At 29.0% G+C, this 17825-nt stretch carries 17 protein-coding genes; all 17 read right to left on the bottom strand.

Features of this window, described 5'->3' with window-relative positions:
• Positions 1-302: 302 nt before the first annotated feature.
• Positions 303-533: a D-alanine--poly(phosphoribitol) ligase subunit DltC gene (gene dltC, locus IC214_RS04380; RefSeq protein ID WP_227434367.1), complete on the bottom strand. Its 231-nt coding sequence runs from the start codon at positions 531-533 to the stop codon at positions 303-305.
• 18 nt (positions 534-551) lie between these two features.
• On the bottom strand, positions 552-1700 hold the full coding sequence (gene dltB / locus IC214_RS04385) for a D-alanyl-lipoteichoic acid biosynthesis protein DltB (protein ID WP_227434366.1): 1149 nt from the start codon (positions 1698-1700) through the stop codon (positions 552-554).
• Positions 1700-3214, bottom strand: a complete 1515-nt coding sequence (locus IC214_RS04390) for a D-alanine--poly(phosphoribitol) ligase (RefSeq protein WP_227866289.1) — start codon at positions 3212-3214, stop codon at positions 1700-1702. Before IC214_RS04390 ends, dltB begins: the two co-directional genes overlap by 1 nt.
• Before the next feature lie 14 nt (positions 3215-3228).
• On the bottom strand, positions 3229-3369 hold the full coding sequence (locus tag IC214_RS04395; protein WP_227434522.1) for a hypothetical protein: 141 nt from the start codon (positions 3367-3369) through the stop codon (positions 3229-3231).
• Positions 3335-4525 (bottom strand): D-alanyl-lipoteichoic acid biosynthesis protein DltD, encoded by a 1191-nt coding sequence (gene dltD / locus IC214_RS04400; protein WP_227866290.1) that lies wholly within the window; start codon positions 4523-4525, stop codon positions 3335-3337. Before dltD ends, IC214_RS04395 begins: the two co-directional genes overlap by 35 nt.
• Positions 4526-4767: 242 nt before the next feature.
• A complete protein-coding gene (locus IC214_RS04405) occupies positions 4768-5739 on the bottom strand; it encodes a Gfo/Idh/MocA family protein (RefSeq protein WP_227824333.1) in 972 nt (323 codons plus the stop codon).
• A 36-nt stretch (positions 5740-5775) separates the two neighbouring features.
• Complete coding sequence (locus IC214_RS04410) at positions 5776-6795, bottom strand: Gfo/Idh/MocA family protein (RefSeq protein WP_227830876.1); 1020 nt, start codon at positions 6793-6795, stop codon at positions 5776-5778.
• 195 nt (positions 6796-6990) lie between these two features.
• On the bottom strand, positions 6991-7524 hold the full coding sequence (locus tag IC214_RS04415) for a putative ABC transporter permease (RefSeq protein ID WP_227434361.1): 534 nt from the start codon (positions 7522-7524) through the stop codon (positions 6991-6993).
• A 101-nt stretch (positions 7525-7625) separates the two neighbouring features.
• Entirely contained in the window at positions 7626-8306 is a 681-nt protein-coding gene (locus IC214_RS04420; RefSeq protein WP_227434360.1) for an HAD family hydrolase, read from the bottom strand.
• 28 nt (positions 8307-8334) lie between these two features.
• Positions 8335-9624, bottom strand: a complete 1290-nt coding sequence (locus tag IC214_RS04425) for a hemolysin family protein (RefSeq protein WP_227434359.1) — start codon at positions 9622-9624, stop codon at positions 8335-8337.
• 230 nt (positions 9625-9854) lie between these two features.
• On the bottom strand, positions 9855-10529 hold the full coding sequence (locus tag IC214_RS04430; RefSeq protein ID WP_227866291.1) for a flavodoxin family protein: 675 nt from the start codon (positions 10527-10529) through the stop codon (positions 9855-9857).
• Between the two features lie 25 nt (positions 10530-10554).
• Positions 10555-11898 (bottom strand): solute carrier family 23 protein, encoded by a 1344-nt coding sequence (locus tag IC214_RS04435; RefSeq protein WP_227862960.1) that lies wholly within the window; start codon positions 11896-11898, stop codon positions 10555-10557.
• Between the two features lie 163 nt (positions 11899-12061).
• Entirely contained in the window at positions 12062-12409 is a 348-nt protein-coding gene (locus tag IC214_RS04440; protein ID WP_227824339.1) for a TIGR03792 family protein, read from the bottom strand.
• Positions 12410-12528: 119 nt separating this feature from the next.
• On the bottom strand, positions 12529-13929 hold the full coding sequence (gene lpdA, locus IC214_RS04445) for a dihydrolipoyl dehydrogenase (RefSeq protein ID WP_227866292.1): 1401 nt from the start codon (positions 13927-13929) through the stop codon (positions 12529-12531).
• A gap of 58 nt (positions 13930-13987) precedes the next feature.
• Positions 13988-14995, bottom strand: coding sequence for a dihydrofolate reductase family protein (locus tag IC214_RS04450; RefSeq protein WP_227866293.1), 1008 nt, complete (start codon positions 14993-14995; stop codon positions 13988-13990).
• 103 nt (positions 14996-15098) lie between these two features.
• Positions 15099-16421: an amidohydrolase gene (locus IC214_RS04455; protein WP_227866294.1), complete on the bottom strand. Its 1323-nt coding sequence runs from the start codon at positions 16419-16421 to the stop codon at positions 15099-15101.
• 138 nt (positions 16422-16559) lie between these two features.
• Positions 16560-17825 (bottom strand): dihydrolipoamide acetyltransferase family protein, encoded by a 1266-nt coding sequence (locus IC214_RS04460; protein WP_227482059.1) that lies wholly within the window; start codon positions 17823-17825, stop codon positions 16560-16562.

Here is a 17825-nt window from a genome sequence, read left to right on the forward strand (position 1 = left end):
CTCCTCCTAAATATGTATTCTACTTTTATAAGATTATAATTAACATCTAAGCTCATAAAGTAATTCTAATATATGACAAAAGATATTTCACTCAATTTAATATAGTATATCTTACAATAGATATTACTATTAATTTATATAGCATGCAATCTTTCATTCATACCTTAAACTTTTCACTATTTTATTATTTATACAACTAAGTTATATATCTTTACAATAAAAAAATCCATCAAATATCAATATTAGATGGACTTTATAATCTTTTATTATGTAAATTAATAATTAAACGTTTAGTTATTAATTTATTTTCTTGTTTCTAAGAATTTTACTAAATTATTTACAGTAGACATGTCTTTTCTTTCTAAATCAGTTGGTTGAAGTTCTATTCCAAGTCTATTTTCAATCTCAAGTAAAACTTCAATTATAGCTAATGAGTCTAAAAGCTCTGTTTCAAATAAGTTAAGGTCTAAATCATCTCTTATCTCATCAGTTCCTAATACATCTTCAAATATTTCTATAACTGTTTCCTGCATAAATTTGCCTCCTTAAAATTAAGCTAAATATCCTGAGAATATCAATAATCCAAAACATACAATATGGAATGTAATGAAAATTTGAACTCTCTCAAACCATTTTTCTTTTTTATGTTTCTTATAAAATTTAGATTTTCTCTGATATATATCAGTTAAGACAAGTGCTAAGCCTTGATACACACCATAAGCAATGTAAAACCAAGTTAGTCCATGCCAAAATCCCATTGTTATCATTGTTATCATCTGAGCTACATGAGCAGCAGTAGTTCTTTTCTTAAATCTTTTCTTTCTCATTGAAGACATAACAAATCTTGAAAAAATATAATCTCCAAACCATCTTGAAAGACTTATATGCCATCTTGTCCAAAACTCTTTCATATCCTTACTTATAAATGGTTTATCAAAGTTTATAGGTACTTTTATTCCAAATATATATCCTGTACCTATAGCAAATAAACTGTATCCTGCAAAATCAAAGAACAGGTATAAACTATATGCATACATATAACTTAAAATGTTTATAAACCTCATATCTTTAGGTATTATTGACACCCAATATGTATTTATCAAAAATGCTATAACAAACTTATAACCTACTCCCATAACAATGTTTTTTATTCCAGGCAATAAGTATTCTTCTAGATACTCTTTTCTAGATATTTTCTTCTCTAAATCCTGTTCAAATCGTCTTGACCTGTCAATAGGACCAGAACTCAGTGTTGGAAAAAACAACATAAAATAAAGCATATCTGAAATCTTAACTTCTTTTATAGCACCATCATAAATTTCAATAACCATTTGTATAGCCCTGAAATTTAAGTATGATATTCCAATAAATCCAATCAATCCAAAAGATGTAACTGGAGATATTTTATTAATTATTATCGGAAGCATTGATGCAGACAAAAATCCCCAATATATATATTTGTTTTTAGTTTTTCTTCTTACATATTCGTATCCTTTGACTATTATTACTTCTAAAATGATAAATATCAACAAGTATTTAAACTGAACATCTATTCCTACAATCAAAAATATCATAAATAAACTTGCCAACATACCATAATACTTTATATTTTTACCCATTAAACCTAAAATCACTGCTGGTATTGATGTTAATAATAATATGTAAAGATAAAAATAATCTCCATACTGTGAAAAAATCATTAAATTTCCTCCATAAGTTTCTTTCTGTCTATTTTACCATTGATATTTGTTGGAAACTCAGAAATTATTGCAATATTTCTTGGAATCATATACGAAGGTATATACTTTCCTAGTTCCTTTTTTATCATCATCCCATTTTTGATATTACCTAAATCATTCTTCTCATTTAACTCAACAATACCTTTTAAATAAGCAATTTTTTCATCCTTATATATTGGTAAAACTACTGCGTTTTTTACATTATGAACTTTTCTCAAATTATTTTCTATATCTTCTATTTCAATCCTAAATCCATTTAACTTAATTTGAAAATCTTTTCTTCCACAATAGTATATATTTCCATCTAAGAGATATCCCATATCACCAGTTTTATAAGCTCGCCACTTTACACTATCTATTTCATCATAGAAAAATACTTCTTCAGTCTTCTCTTTATTATTAAAGTAACCTTTTGAAACTGATGGTCCAACTATTATAATCTCACCTTTTTCGTTTTCTTTCAGTTCATTTCCATTTTCATCAAGTATTTTTATTTTACAATTTTGCATAGGATATCCAACTGGAAGGCTCTTTTCATCATCTATAGCTTCTTGAGTCATATCATTTACACTTACGCCAACAGTAGCTTCAGTTGGTCCATATCCATTGATAACTCTTGCATTTGGAAATCTACTCATAAGTTCTTTAGTAAGATTTTTTGAAAGTGCTTCTCCTATAAATATCATGGATTCAAGTTTAGGAAGCATCTTACTATTAAACTCTTTTTCTGTTACACATACACCTGCAAAAGAAGGTGTTGATACCCATACTGCAATATTAGATTCGCCAAATTGTTTGAATAGCTCTTTATAATCTGCTAGTACATCTTTTGATATTGAAAATAATGTAGCTCCATGAACAAGACCAGGATATATTGTTGTCACTGAAAGGTCAAAAGAATATGCTGCTTGATTCATTATTACTTTTTCACTTCCATCTATATTTAAATAAGGACTTATCCAATCTACAAAACTATCTAAGTTATTTGAACTTATTTGAACCCCTTTTGGCTTTCCAGTACTACCTGATGTAAATAGTATATATGCATTCTCGTCACCTTTTACCCAGTTTTCTTTATGTAATGACTTTCCTTTATACTCACTTATTATATCATTTAATTTATTCTTATCAATTACATTGATATCTCCAAAGTCTTTTTCATCACTAAAGTTAAATAATACTTTTGGCTTTACTTCCTTAGTAACTTCAAAAACTCTATCTAGTGGAAAACTAATATCAAGAGGAACATATGCTCTACCTGATTTTAAAGCTCCTATCATACATGCCATTATCATATTTTCTTTATTACCATAGATTACTATAGGAGTATCTTCTTCTTTGTATACATTTTTTAGAAAAACTGATATAGCATCTGAATACTCATTTAAATCTTTATAAGAAAGTTTATCTCCATTACATGTCAATGCTATTCTATTTGTATTTGAATATTTTTTTATTCCTTCAATAATTTTCATATAAAAATTCTCCTTTAAAATCCATTATAAATAAATGGCAACTCTTTAAATGGTGTAAATGTTAAAACACCTATTGCCAATATTATAATCATAGTTAAACAAATACTAGTTACTAATTCTTTATTGCTCTTTAAATATTTTAAATAATCTCTCACAGACATCTACCCATCCTTTCGTTCCAAGATGCATTACATCTCTTAAATAATATTTCTCTTTACCTTTATCTTTAAGATTCATAACTTCAAAGCCTTTACTTTCTGCTATATTCTGTGCCTTATCATAAAACTGATTTCTTTCTTTCTCAGAGATACCAGTTAAATCATAGAATTTGCCCATACTTGGAATTAGTACAACAACTGGTTTAATATCTAAGTCCTTGCATACATTTAATAAAAGCTTATAACTTTCAAATTCCTTAGATGTTACTAAGTCTATACCCTTATCTCTTCCTCTATATTGCTCTAGACCATCTTTAAAATGCTCATTGTAATAATACTTGTCAATGTTTAGAGGATTGTTACCTACTCTCTTCTTAGCATCTGCAATAGCTTTCTTTTTCTCATGTGACCAATTTATAGGTTTTTTTCTTCCTTCTTTTTTGTGTTTATCTAGCCTAATTAATTTCTTATAAAGTATCCCTTTTTCTTTAAGCTCTATACAGTATTTTCTCCCTTGAAAATAAGGCTCTAATAACACCTTCTCAGCTTTCTCATACACTGTCTTAGGTTCATATAGCTTGGCATACAATGCTTCTGCCTTATATTCGTCACTACCCCATAAAAGCTTACTTGATTTTTTTATATATTCAATCTTATTTTGTTTAGATATCTTTGGATTATCTAAAAAACGATAAAATTGTATTGGTGAAAACCTAGACTGGTAATGGTGACTTGTGACTCCATCTTTTTCCATAAACCATTGCATAGAAATTAACAAGACAACCTTCTTATTATCAATATTAGGATTCATACTTCCTAACACTGCAGCATCTTGTAATGTCTGAGTATAAGCTCTACCAATTGCAAATACTTTGTTTTTGCTCCTATCTGTATTAAAATAGTACTTTGGATGTTGTTTTGTTGAATTACTAAGTTCTGATGACCCCAAAATCATAATATCTTTTTCTCTCAAAAAATGATTATTTGCTGTAACACCTTTATCCTTTATATCACTTAAAGTATCATCCATAATTGGAAGTAGATTTTTCTCCCTCAAAAGTTCATCAGTTTTAGAATCAAGAAATTTGTCTAACCCAAATAAAAATACTACGCCTATTATAAATGGTGTAATAAAGTATATCAATTTTCTCATATTTTCTCTCCTCTAAAAATATTCAAATTTATGTTATTATTAATCATATTAGTTTTAATGTATATATTCAACTACAAAATTGTAATAAAATCTCCAAAACTTTTTTTTATTCTGTTACAAATTTGTAAAAAAAAAGAAGAAATTCACTGAAAAAGGAATATTTTTAGTGATTTTCTTCTTTTTATAATTTGACATTTTAATACTTAATTGTGTATACAATTTAACTTATTTTAAAATTAAATTTACTCAAAAGTATATCTTAATCCCCATTGCTTTCTTATTTCATCCATTAAATTCATGACATCTATAGATGATTCTAGAGTATTGGCTTTTGTTTTATTTAATATACAATTATTGACATATTCAATTTCATACTTTAAAGCTTTTTCTGTATCACCATATTCTAGAGTTTCAATTCTTCCACCATCTGTATAAGTTATTGTAGCTTTTGATGCTCTTGGGAAATTTTCTACAGTTATAAATCCTAATTCACATGCAAGAATACCTCTTTTTGGCATCTTAGCTCTCATAGTTAATGATATTACAGCCATCTCATTCTCAGAATTCTTTAAAATTATTCCAGATTGTTCATCCACACCTGTTTCAAATTTCTTAACAGTTGTTAAAATTTCATTCGGTTGAGATGACATAAAGTACCTAGCAAATGAAAGTGCATATGTACCAATATCAAGCAATGCCCCACCAGCTAAATCTTGACTAAAAAATCTATTATTAACATCATAATCCTTGCAACTTCCAAAGGATACTTGTATCATTTTAATTTTTCCCAAACTTCCAGACTCTACTATCTCCTTTAATTTTTTATATAAAGGCATATAATAAATAGTCATCGCCTCTGCTACTATTAAGTTCTTTTCAATAGCTAAAGTTATAATATCAGTTAGTTGACTTCCATTTACTGTTATAGCTTTTTCACACAACACATGTTTACCATTTTTTAGACTTTTCATTATATATTCATAGTGATTGCAATGTGGAGTAGATATATACACTACATCTATATTCTTATTCTCTAGCATTTTATCATAATCATCATACACATTTTCTATATCAAACTTATTTGCAAAGTTTTTTGCTCTTTCAAGACTTCTTGAAGCAACAGCATACACTTTACAATTCACCTCACTCATAGCTTGTGCAAATTCTGATGCAATAGTTCCAGGACCCAATATAGCCCAATTTATATTCTCCATATTTACCACCTCATATCCTATATATTTTTAAATAAATTACAGACTGTCAGCTGGATAGACAATCTTTCCTTGTCTTCTTATCTCATCCATAATTCCCATTACTATCTTTGAATTTTCATGTGAGTTTATACCAGACTCTATTTTATTATTATTTATAAGAGTTATAAACTCAATAAGTTCATGATATATTCCTTCTATTTCTCTAGGTTTCTCTTCTTCTTTTTCCTTTAAAATAGATATATCTTCTTCAGTTCCATCTTTATATCTAATAACCACCCTTTCAAACAAATTAAGTTTTTCAATTATTATACTTCCCTTTTCTCCTTGTATCTCAGATGGTATATAAGAATCAGCTATTTTAGAATACTGAACTACTGCATCCATACCATCATATTGGAATATAGCCAAACCTTCTCCATCTACTCCAGTTTGAAGCATATGAGAAAATGATTTCACACATTTTGGAGCACCAAATAGATTTATCATAGGGTGTATGCAGTACACTCCAATATCCATCAATGAACCATTTGACAGTTCTTTTTTAAATGCATTTTCTATAATTCCATTTTTATATTTATCATATCTTGAAGAATACTGACAATAGCTTCCAAAAAATCTTCTTATTTTACCTATCTTATGTAAATTTTCTTTAACTGCTTTAAAATTTGGAACACATGTAATTCTCATAGCTTCCATAAGCAATACATTATTGTCCCTTGCAACCTTTATCATTAATTTTACTTCCTCTAAGTTAGATGCTAATGATTTTTCACACAACACATGTTTTTTGTGTTTTAAACAGGTAACAGCTTGTTTTGAATGCATTGCGTTTGGAGAAGCTATGTATATAGCATCTATAACATCTGATTTAGCCATGGTTTCTAAATCGTCAAAAAACAGACTTGCCCCATGCATCTTTCCAAATTCCTTAGCTTTTTCTAAATCTCTTGAATATACAGCAACTAGTTCAAACTCTTCAATCCTAGATGCAGCTCTTAAAAATAGTTTTGATATATTACTTGTACCAATAATACAAAATCTTATTTTACTCACCATTCAAACACTCCTCATTTTTTATAATTTATTTTAAATAAGTAATACCATATAATAAATAATACTCTATATAAACTTTTGAAACTTATTAGAATGTTAACTTCATCAAATAAAAAAGAAAGCTAACTTTAAATGATTTCACCATTTTAGCATAGCTTTCTTTTAACTACAATCTAAACTTACCTTATACTTCTAAAGTTATATTATATCTCTATTTCCTCTCAGGAATTTTATAGTAAAAATTTCATCCACAAACAATGCTATCAATAATACAGTTGCTATAATTGGCCAATAAGGTATTATTAAACTATATAAATTATCAACTACATACACTTGAAGATACCTTACTCCAATAAAAGTCAATATAGTCCAGTACATAGAAAATTTTAAACATATTATTCCTCTATTATTGTACTTATAGTCTGAATAATCCCAATATACCTTATTAAAATATACCTTCATAATTATGCCTGTGATGTACTCTACTGTTGTTGGCACTACTAAACATAGTAAAAGCAATGCAAATATATTATTTGGGTCAATAAACCTTGAGACCTCTATTATAATAGACATTGCAATTGCATACATTGGTTTAAACGGACCATTCAAAAATCCATCTTCTTGAAAATGACCTTGAGTAAAATAACTATATAAATTTTCAATTATCCAACCTATAAAACCATACAAGAAAAAATTAAATAAAAAATATAATAGAGAACCTACACTATCCATGAATATTCCTCCTAATTGTTTATAATTATTTTTTCTCATATTCATGGATTTATTCTAAATCAAAGAAATTAAATTTAAATTCTTTGATTTAATATTTCATATTATAGGCTACAACATTCTTTAGATTCTAAACTTTTTAGGTATTCTCTAACTTCCAATAAATTTTCAAGTATCTTATGTGATTGTTCTTTAATTTGTTCATCTGGTTCTTTTAAGTCAGGTACATTTATACATTTTATACCCCCATTATAAGCAGCCTCTACTCCCATAGGGGAATCCTCTATAACAATGCAATTTTCGGGATTAACATTTATCTTTTTGGCTGCCTTTAAGAATATTTCTGGATTTGGCTTAGAGTTTACAACATCATCTCCACAAACTATAGCATCAAAGTATTCTTTTAAATTTGCTTTGGCTAATCTTTTAACTGCTCTTTCTCGTTTTGTAGAAGTTGCAACTGCCATTTTATACCCATTTTTCTTTAAAAAAGATATTAATTCATTAACTCCTAATTTGATAGGAGCTCCTTCTCTATCCATAAATTCAATCATATTTTTAGTTTTCTCATCATACAAATCTAATATCGGCACAGAGCTATCATATATCTTAGTAAGACCTTCTATTATCCCTTTACGATTCCTTCCCATAACAGATGTATATATTTCTTTAGTCATAGTGTATCCATACTTTTCAAATGTCTCTATCCAAAATTCAAGAGAGATTCTCTCTGAATCAAACAAAACTCCATCCATATCAAAAATAATTCCTTCTACTTTTTGCATACAATTCCTCCAATATTTTTTGATATAATTATATTACACTTTTTATGATTAATTTTACAACCCTCAATTTATCCAATTCTAATATAGTAAAATTGTAATTTTCAAAAGTTACACTTTGATTTACTTTAATGTTTGAACCAAGCATATAGGATATCCAACCACCTATACTATCAAATCCATCATGTTCTATATCAAGCCCAAAGTATTTATTGATATCATTGATTGATTCAGTTCCATCAACTAAGTAAGAACTTGTTCCTATTTTTTTAATATGAGTTTCTTCTTTATCAAATTCATCTTGAATTTCTCCTACTATCTCTTCCAGTATATCTTCAATTGTTACTACACCAGATGTACCACCATATTCATCTACCACTATAGCAAGTTGGAGTTTTTCTTTTCTTAATTTCTCAAGAGCCTTATCTATAGTACAATTTTCTGATATATATATAATATCTCTAAGTATTTCTCCTAGTTCAATTTTATTTCTGTTTATTTTTTGATTATACAAATCTCTTATATGTACAAATCCTAATATATCATCTTTATTTTTCTTACATACTGGATACCTAGTAACACCTTCATCTCTCAAAATAGATAATATCTTTTCCTCCGAGTCACTTTCATATATACAAATCATATCAGTTCTAGGTACCATTATCTCTCTAATTTTCTTTTCTTCAAATTCAAAAATATTGTCAACTAATCTTTGCTCTGATTCATCTATAAGCCCACTTTTATAGCTTTCTTCAACTAATAATCTTATTTCATCACCTGTATGTGGCTCATCAACTTCATCTGCTTGTGAATATCCAAATGGCTTAAGAAATAAATCAGTGCTTAGATTAAAAAAGTATATTATTGGGTATGTCAATTTATAAAATCCAATCAACAAAAAAGATGTACTTAGCATTATTCTCTCTGTATTATAAAGTGCTAAGGCTTTAGGAACAAGCTCCCCTATTACAACTTCTACCATTGTTATAATTAAAAAGGAAATAGAAATTGATATTGTATATATAACACTTTCACTAAGATTAAATATACTTATTATTGGCAATATTAACTCTTTAACTGTAGATTCTCCCATCCATCCTAGTGCAAGTGAACAAAGTGTTATCCCAAGTTGACATGCAGAAAGATATGAATTTAGATTATCTTTTATTATTTTACACCTTTTAGCATTATTATTACCTTCAGCTATCATAGTATCTATCCTAGAACTACGAAGCTTTACCATAGCAAATTCACAAGCTACAAAAAATGCATTTATTAAAACAAGTACTATTATAAGTGTTACATTTAATAACTCCCGCATAAAATATTGGCCCTTATAATCTTATAACATAAGAAATTTATAAGAACTCAAAGTTCCCCCCTTATATTTATAAAATTTAATTTATAATATATATTCTATCATATTTATTAATATATCTTATTTTATTACAAATAATTTTAAATACAAAATTACCCCTCTTAATATTTATGATGGGTTGTATCATATATTAAGAGGGGCTAATTAAATTTTACGTATGGGCAATATAAATTTTAGTGGTCTTTTACAGGACTTTTTTCAGTTTCACTTGTTATTCCTAATTCTTCTTTTTCAACATTCCATTTTTCAAGACCATATTTAGATATTTTAACAGCTTCTGCTAGACCTCTCCCAAGTCTTTTTATCGTATTCATGCCTACTTCATCATCTTTTGCGCCTTGTTCTTTTGCATCTTTACTCCAAATACTAGCACCAGTGTATCCTCCAATAAGTCCTCCTGTTACCAATACCTCATGCATTAAAAAGAAATTTATTATTGGTAATCTGGCCATTTCTTGTCCACCATATCTAGTTCCACCAGTAGTTATAGCAGCTCCTACTTTATTTTGCAAATTACATCCATGTACTAAATACATATGTCTTAATCTATTTAACACAGCAGTCAATTGAGCAGTTATTCCCATATCATAAACAGGAGAACCTATTATAAATCCATCTGCTTCTAACAATTTTTTCTCTAGTTCGCCCATATCATCTTGTATAGTACATTTTTCTGCTTTTCTCATACAAGCATCACAATGTATACATGGACCTATATTTTTTCCTCTTACAGTCCAAAAGTCAGTTTCTATTCCTGGTATTTCTTTAGCTTCCTCTAAAGCTTGTAGTATTGCATATTCAGTTGCTCCTTTTCTTGGACTTCCACATATTCCTAGTATCTTAGCCATAACTATACCTCCCACAAATTTTAATTTAAGCCTCTATGTTTATATCATTAGACTTATTCGATTTTATTGATAATATATATTTAATTATCATTGCTACAATAAATACTGATACTATACAAGAATTTCCAACTAAGGTTCTAATAATCTCTGGAAACTTTTCTAAAGTCTGAGGAACTGAAGTTATCCCTATACTTAAGGTAATTGAAACTCCTGCTATAAGATTGTTATCTGACGTAAATCCACATTGACTTATCATATCATAACCAGCCATAGCAATTGATGAAAATACGATTAAAGCGACCCCTCCTATTATGCATGAAGGTATAGTAGTTATTATTGCACCCAATAATGGCGAAAATCCAACTAAAATTAATACTACTCCTGTAATTGACAATACAAATCTACTAGTAACTTTATTTATAGCTACAATTGCAGCATTTTGACCAAATATTCCTGTTGGTATTGAACTAAATACAGATGCAATTATAGATGTTAATGCATTTCCCATTGTAGCAGACTCTAATTCTTTATCTGTAACCTCTCTATTCATAGCTCCCATTGTAGCAATTGTTGCTGCTCCCATCATATCAGCTATAGCTACCATGAATAAGATGGCAAACATTAATATCAAATCAAGTCTAAATTCTAGACCAAATGCCAATGGCTTTGGAAAAGAAAGTATTGATGTCCCTTGAATTGCAGAAAAATCAACCAATCCAAATGCAAGTGATACTAAATAACCAAATATTATACCTATTAAAATTGCAGCATCTTGAACCAAACCCTTGCCAAATTTCATAAGCAAAATTATGACTACAACAACTATAAGTCCTATTGCGAAATTTATAGGTTCTCCAAATGTGGCTGAGCCTTCTCCCCCAGCTAAATTTTTTACAGCGGTTGGAAATAGACTAATACCCATACAGGCAATCATTGTACCTGCTATAATTGGAGTAAATAAATGTCTTATCTTCTTAATTCCAAAGGCTATAAAAAACACTACTATTGCCCCTCCAATTTGAGCTCCAAAAAGAGCTTTAAGCCCATATTTGCCAGCTACTGAAAGACATGCACCTAAAAACACATAATTTGTTCCCATTATTACAGGAAGCTTTGAACCAAGCCTATGCCCTTTAAATAGTGGTATTGAGTACAATTGTAGTAAAGTTGCTATTCCAGCTACCAACATAGCACCTTGCATAAGCATAGTTGACATCTGTTTATCAAGCCCTACTATATTCGATATAAGCATAGCTGGAACCATATTACCAGCTATCATTGAAACAAAATGCTGTAATCCTAAAGGTAAAGCTTCCTTAAAAGGCGGTTTTCCCTCTAGATGAAATTTTGATGTATCGTGCTCTTTCATAAAATAAATCCTCCCATAAATTTTATTTTTCTTTACGACCATGAATTTATTAACAATTAATTTTGAGCTATACACATCTTAATCTAGTTAATTCTTAACTTAAATGATATTTATTTTAACTAAAATATTATTTATGTATAGTTGTTTAGTGCACTTAATCTTATTATTTATATTCTCTAAGTTTATACTTTTTATTGACATCATGCTCTGCTCTTACAAACTCTAAATTTCCTTCTCCCATTAATTCAGACATTCTTTTCTTTCTATCACTTAGCCAATCTTTATCAATATTTTTATAGTACTTGTAATCTGTCCAATATATTATTGATGTTATTTCTCCTGGATTACTTTCACTAATCCATATCTCAGAACCAGCAAATCCTTCTAATAATTCTAGACCTTTAATCCAAATCTCATAATCTAATTGTAAGTACTTTTCTATTAATTTAGTATCTATCCTAAAAGTTAGCTCTTCAATAAATAAAGGTCTTTCAAATGATTTTAATTTCATATTATATACTTCCCTCTTTAATATTTGACTACTTTTTTATTTAAATGCTTTTTACATTTAAGTACTTTCAACATAATATTCTTGCATATAACCACTCTTCATTTTTACTTCTTGCAAGACTACCTTCTAGCAGGAGGTACATGTATTGCTTTACCTACTATTCCCATAGTAGCTTCTGCAAAAGCTTCTGATAAGGTTGGATGTCCATGCATAGTACTTGCAACTTCTTCAACTGTCAACATTGCTTTCATTGCAATTACAGCTTCATGAATTAAATCACTAGCATTAGGACCTATGATATGAACCCCATATATTGTAGTCTTATCTTTTGAAGCAATTACCTTAACCATACCATCTGAATCATTCATTGTAAGAGCTTTTCCATTACCAGAAAACTGAAATTTACCAACGACATAGTCTAAGTTTTTATTTTTGGCTTCTTCTTCAGACAATCCAACTGTAGATACCTCAGGAAAAGTAAAAATGGAATTTGGTACTAAGTCATAATCTACACTTGTTTTTTCCCCTACAATTCGTTCAACAACTACTTTGCCTTCTTCAGATGCAACATGTGCAAGCATTATTCCTCCAATTACATCTCCAATTGCATAAATACCTGGTACAGATGTACAGTAATTTTCATCGACTTTTATTCCCTTTTTATCATATTTGATGCCTAAATTATCTAGATTTAGTCCATCTACATCTAACTCTCTTCCTGTAGATACAAGTACATTATTACAAGCAATCTTTGTTTTTTCTCCATTCTGATTTATATCTACTACTAGTTCTTTATCACTCTTAGATATTTCTTCTACTTTTGATGAAAGTAGTATTTTAATCCCCCTTTTATTAAGTAGTTTAGTTAACCTACTAGATACCTCATTATCAACCATAGGAATTATATTATTCAAGAACTCAACTATAGTTACATCTGAACCAAATTCATTTAAAATTCCTGCAAACTCAATTCCTATAACTCCTCCTCCAATTATTACTACTTTCTGAGGCAACTTAGTCATTTCTAAAGCTTCTTTACTTGTTATTACTCCCTCCAAATCAATCCCTTTAATAGGAGGCTTAGAAGATTTTGAACCAGATGCAATTAAAATATTTTTTCCTTTAATTATCTTCTTTGAGCCATCTTCTAATTTTATCTCTACAGAATCCTTACTTATTAACTTTGCTTCTCCCTTTTCTACAGTCACTTTATTTGCTTTTAATAATCCTTTTACACCACTAGTTAAGGTCTTAACTATATGTTTCTTTCTTTTCTGAACTTTTTCCAAGTCTAATTTATATTCATCAACTTTTATCCCATATTCTTCAGCATAATTAAAATAATTTAAAACCTGTGCATCTTTAAATAGTGTCTTTGTAGGAATACAACCTGTATTTAGACAAGTACCTCCAAATTCATTCTTTTCTACAATTATAACTTTTAACCCCAGTTGAGCTCCTCGAATCGCTGCAACATACCCACCTGGACCACCACCAATTACGATTAAATCAGCGTTCATATTTATTTTTCCTCCTTTTAAGTTATAGATATTAATATCTATAATTAAAATTTTAGTATCAATATTTATAGCTTGTTAAATCTACTTTATTTTTAATACCATAGCAAAGTTTCTGACGTGTAAAAATAAAATTATTTCTATGCATTCCTACTATCAATAGTTCCGAATGTGGATGTTCTAAATGGCTATAAGCTGTTGTACAGCCTGGAGTCATTTTTCCACCAACAAATACCATGGAATAATTCATAAAATATTCGTCTAATAATTCATTTTCAATTAGGTGAGTACAGTATGAAGGAGATTCGATACACATTTTTTCTATCCCTAGACTTTTAAGTACATAAAGTAATATCTTAGAGTCTGGAGTACTATCTTTACCAGTAACAATTACAGGACAAACATCAAAATCTTTGTATAATTCTTCAAATTTATAATCATCAACATCCTTAATTGAATTAAAACTCCCTATACATATGTGTTTTAAAGGAGAATTTTCTTTTATATAATCCCAACCATTTGGAGATGTGGCTATAACCATTTTATATTCCTGACTCTTATCAACTCTAAATGTATAATGGTCAAATGGAATATCTCTAGCATCAAAAGAAACTACTACTCCACATGGCTGATATTTTTTATTTAAATAGTCTTTTCTTTGCTGTGTCAAACTTTCATCAAATACATGGCATGTTATCCCAGGTTCATTTTGCAACGTTCTAGCCCCTATAATTACAGCATCTGAATATGCTCTTAGAACATTTAAAACCCAAAAATCTGCCAAGGCTCCATCTGGATCAACAAAATTATTTTTTCCAATTAAAGGGCCTGCTTTATTGTCTTCATATGCCATTTTTCCATCAGATGAAAGCACCATAGATGAAAATATATATGGTCTTTTATCTTTTGATTTTGGAAAAAACAACTCTGTATAATACTCTAAAGCATCTGGTATACAGATATTTTCATTAGATTCTTCTTTTATATTGTCTAATATCTTTTCATTTCTATTTAATACATTTATTTTTAAGTTATGTTTTGGTATATTGAAAAACTCAAGCTTATTCATACTTTGACCACCTTCTCTCAATTATTTTTTATAATCCATAAATTCTTTTTCCCCATTGCATATTTCCTAGACCAACATCCTCTATTAACTTACTTGATATTTTTTAAGTTTTATAGATTACTTTTTCTTCATCTATATTAACTATTTGATTCTTATCCATAACTACTTTTCCATCTATAATAGAAGTTTCTATATTATTTGGAGTAGATGAATATATTAATGAACTAATTGGGTCGTGAACTGGTATAGAAATTGCACTTTTATATGGATTATAAATTATAATATCAGCATTTTTTCCTATCTCTATTGACCCTAAGCAGTCTAATTTATTTATGGATTTTGCTCCTCCAAGTGTTGCCATTTCCAGTACACTTGACGAAGGTAAAAGCTTTGCATCTCTATGAGTAACTTTTTGTAATAATGTAGTCATTTTCATTACTTCTAACATATTTTGAGTATCATTACTCGCTGAGCCATCACAAGCTAAACTTATAGTCAATCCATTTTCAATAAGCTTTGGAATTGGTGCTACTCCTGCTGCTAGAACCATATTAGATACTGGATTATGAGATATTTTAACATCATATTTTTTAAATAACTCTATATCTTCATCTGACATTTGTATGCAGTGGACTGCAATAAAGTCAGGCCCTAAAATTCCTACTTTTTCAAGATATGGCACAGTCTTCATACCTCTATCTTCTAAACAGTATTTATCATCGTCCTTAGTCTCAAGTAAATGCATAGTTATTGGAATATGAAGCTCATTGGCTATATTTCTCATTTCTTTGTATCCTTCTTCTGTGTTATCCCATATAATACCAGGAGCTAATGCTAAACTTATTCTCGAGTGGTCTCTATATTTTTTCTCTAATCTTCTGACATCATCAAAAAACTTTTGTTCTGTATCATGATAGGTACAACCAAATTCTTTTGGGAATTTACTTGTATCTGTAAATCCTCTACCAAGTATTCCTCTTATTCCTAAGTCTTCAAATGCTTGAATTATACTATCATCAAGACCTTCTTTTCCATGACAGTACATATAGTCAAGTATAGTAGTTGTACCTGTTCTAATTGCTTCTATACATCCTGTTAAAGCTGCATAATAGCAACATTCTTCATCTATTTTATGTATAGCTCTTCTAACAGAGCTATCAAGCCAGTCTAACAATAATTTATCTCTTCCTAATCCCTTTAGCAAAGTCTGAAATAGATGAGAATGAGTACTTATAAATCCAGGTAAAACAAATTTACCTCTAGCATCTATAATTTTTTCAGAGATGTATTTTTCTAGTAAATTCTTCTTTCCTATATCAATTATCTTGTTCTTTTCAATTATTATACAAGCATCATTTAGTATTTCCCTCTCATTATTCATTGAAATTAGATAAGCGTTTTTAATTATCAAATCTACTTTTCTCATGTAGTAACCTCCATATAATTTTTTGCTATATCTTAATTTTGACAGATAGTTTGGAGAGAAAAAATCTTTCGAGAAACGCATAACAAACTATCTGTCAGATTACTGGTATACTATAAAATCACTTTAAATCTGGCTGAATTACATCCATCTAAAATCTAAAAGATTTTGTGTGACTTCTTGAAGAAAACGTGCTCCTGGAGCTCCGTCTACTACTCTATGGTCATGAGTTAAACTCATATTCATTGTTGAACCAGCGTAAAATGCACCATCTTTTACAAGAACTTTTTCTATTATACTTCCAATACCTAAAATTGCACTTTCTGGTGTATTTAATACTGGGGTAAAGTATGTTATTCCAAACATCCCTAAGTTAGTTATAGTAATAGTTCCATTACTCATTTCATCAGAATTTAACTTGTTATTTTTAGCTCTATCACTTAAATCACTTAGTTCAATACATATTGTTTTTAAGTCTTTTAAATTTGCATTTTTTATTATAGGTACCACCAAGCCATTTGGAATATCTACAGCTACACCTATATTAATTTCGCTACTTACTTTAAAATGATTTTCATCAACTATTTGTGTTCTAAGTTTAGGATGATTTTCAAGTGCTTCAGCTACAGCCTTTATTATAAGAGCTGTATAACTTAATTTAACTCCTACTTTTTTATACTTTTCTTTCAATCCTTTATATACTTTTGATAAGTTAGTAATTTCTAATTCAGTGGCAATTGTAGTTTGAGCTGTTGTCAATAAACTCTCATGCATTTTTTTTGCTATTACATTTTGCATTGGTGTCATCTTAGTTACCAAATCATTTTCTCCTATGTTTACCTTAATGTTATTAACTTGAGAAATATTGGTAACTTCTTGCCGTACTTCTTTTTCTACTACTTTATTTTGATTGACTTCCATAACTTCTTCTACTGGATTATTGTTCATGAAATTTTTCAAATCATCAATTGTTATTGAACCATGTATTCCTGTACCCTCTATATTTGAATAGTTAATTCCTTTTTCCTCAGCTATTTTTTTAGCTCTCGGAGTTATTTTTTTCTCTATATTTAAATCTTTTTTCTTAGTTGCATTTTCTAAACTTAAAATATCTACCTCTTTTTCATTATCAGTTTTATCTATCAAGTTAAATCCACTAATATCTTCATTGGCTTCTGCAATTATACAAATTAGTTCTCCACAATTAGCAATATCGCCCTCTTCAAAAAATTTTTTTCTCAATACCCCACTTTCTGGTGCTTCAACAGTATTAGTAATCTTGTCAGTTTCAACTTCTAAAATTTCATCACCCTTATTTACTACACTTCCTTCTTCAATCAACCATGTGCCAATTGTTCCTTCCTCCATAGAAAGACCAAACTTCGGCATCTTAACCTCTGTAATCAT

The organism is Clostridioides sp. ES-S-0190-01, assembly GCF_020658275.1.
Lineage (GTDB): Bacteria > Bacillota > Clostridia > Peptostreptococcales > Peptostreptococcaceae > Clostridioides.

Bases quoted from the DNA above. Each gene is read 5' to 3' on its own strand.
- dltC (WP_227434367.1), bottom strand. From the start codon at position 533: ATGCAGGAAACAGTTATAGAAATATTTGAAGATGTATTAGGAACTGAT.
- dltB (WP_227434366.1), bottom strand. From the start codon at position 1,700: ATGATTTTTTCACAGTATGGAGATTATTTTTATCTTTACATATTATTA.
- IC214_RS04390 (WP_227866289.1), bottom strand. From the start codon at position 3,214: ATGAAAATTATTGAAGGAATAAAAAAATATTCAAATACAAATAGAATA.
- dltD (WP_227866290.1), bottom strand. From the start codon at position 4,525: ATGAGAAAATTGATATACTTTATTACACCATTTATAATAGGCGTAGTA.
- IC214_RS04405 (WP_227824333.1), bottom strand. From the start codon at position 5,739: ATGGAGAATATAAATTGGGCTATATTGGGTCCTGGAACTATTGCATCA.
- IC214_RS04410 (WP_227830876.1), bottom strand. From the start codon at position 6,795: ATGGTGAGTAAAATAAGATTTTGTATTATTGGTACAAGTAATATATCA.
- IC214_RS04415 (WP_227434361.1), bottom strand. From the start codon at position 7,524: ATGGATAGTGTAGGTTCTCTATTATATTTTTTATTTAATTTTTTCTTG.
- IC214_RS04420 (WP_227434360.1), bottom strand. From the start codon at position 8,306: ATGCAAAAAGTAGAAGGAATTATTTTTGATATGGATGGAGTTTTGTTT.
- IC214_RS04425 (WP_227434359.1), bottom strand. From the start codon at position 9,624: ATGCGGGAGTTATTAAATGTAACACTTATAATAGTACTTGTTTTAATA.
- IC214_RS04430 (WP_227866291.1), bottom strand. From the start codon at position 10,529: ATGGCTAAGATACTAGGAATATGTGGAAGTCCAAGAAAAGGAGCAACT.
- IC214_RS04435 (WP_227862960.1), bottom strand. From the start codon at position 11,898: ATGAAAGAGCACGATACATCAAAATTTCATCTAGAGGGAAAACCGCCT.
- IC214_RS04440 (WP_227824339.1), bottom strand. From the start codon at position 12,409: ATGAAATTAAAATCATTTGAAAGACCTTTATTTATTGAAGAGCTAACT.
- lpdA (WP_227866292.1), bottom strand. From the start codon at position 13,929: ATGAACGCTGATTTAATCGTAATTGGTGGTGGTCCAGGTGGGTATGTT.
- IC214_RS04450 (WP_227866293.1), bottom strand. From the start codon at position 14,995: ATGAATAAGCTTGAGTTTTTCAATATACCAAAACATAACTTAAAAATA.
- IC214_RS04455 (WP_227866294.1), bottom strand. From the start codon at position 16,421: ATGAGAAAAGTAGATTTGATAATTAAAAACGCTTATCTAATTTCAATG.
- IC214_RS04460 (WP_227482059.1), bottom strand. From the start codon at position 17,825: ATGATTACAGAGGTTAAGATGCCGAAGTTTGGTCTTTCTATGGAGGAA.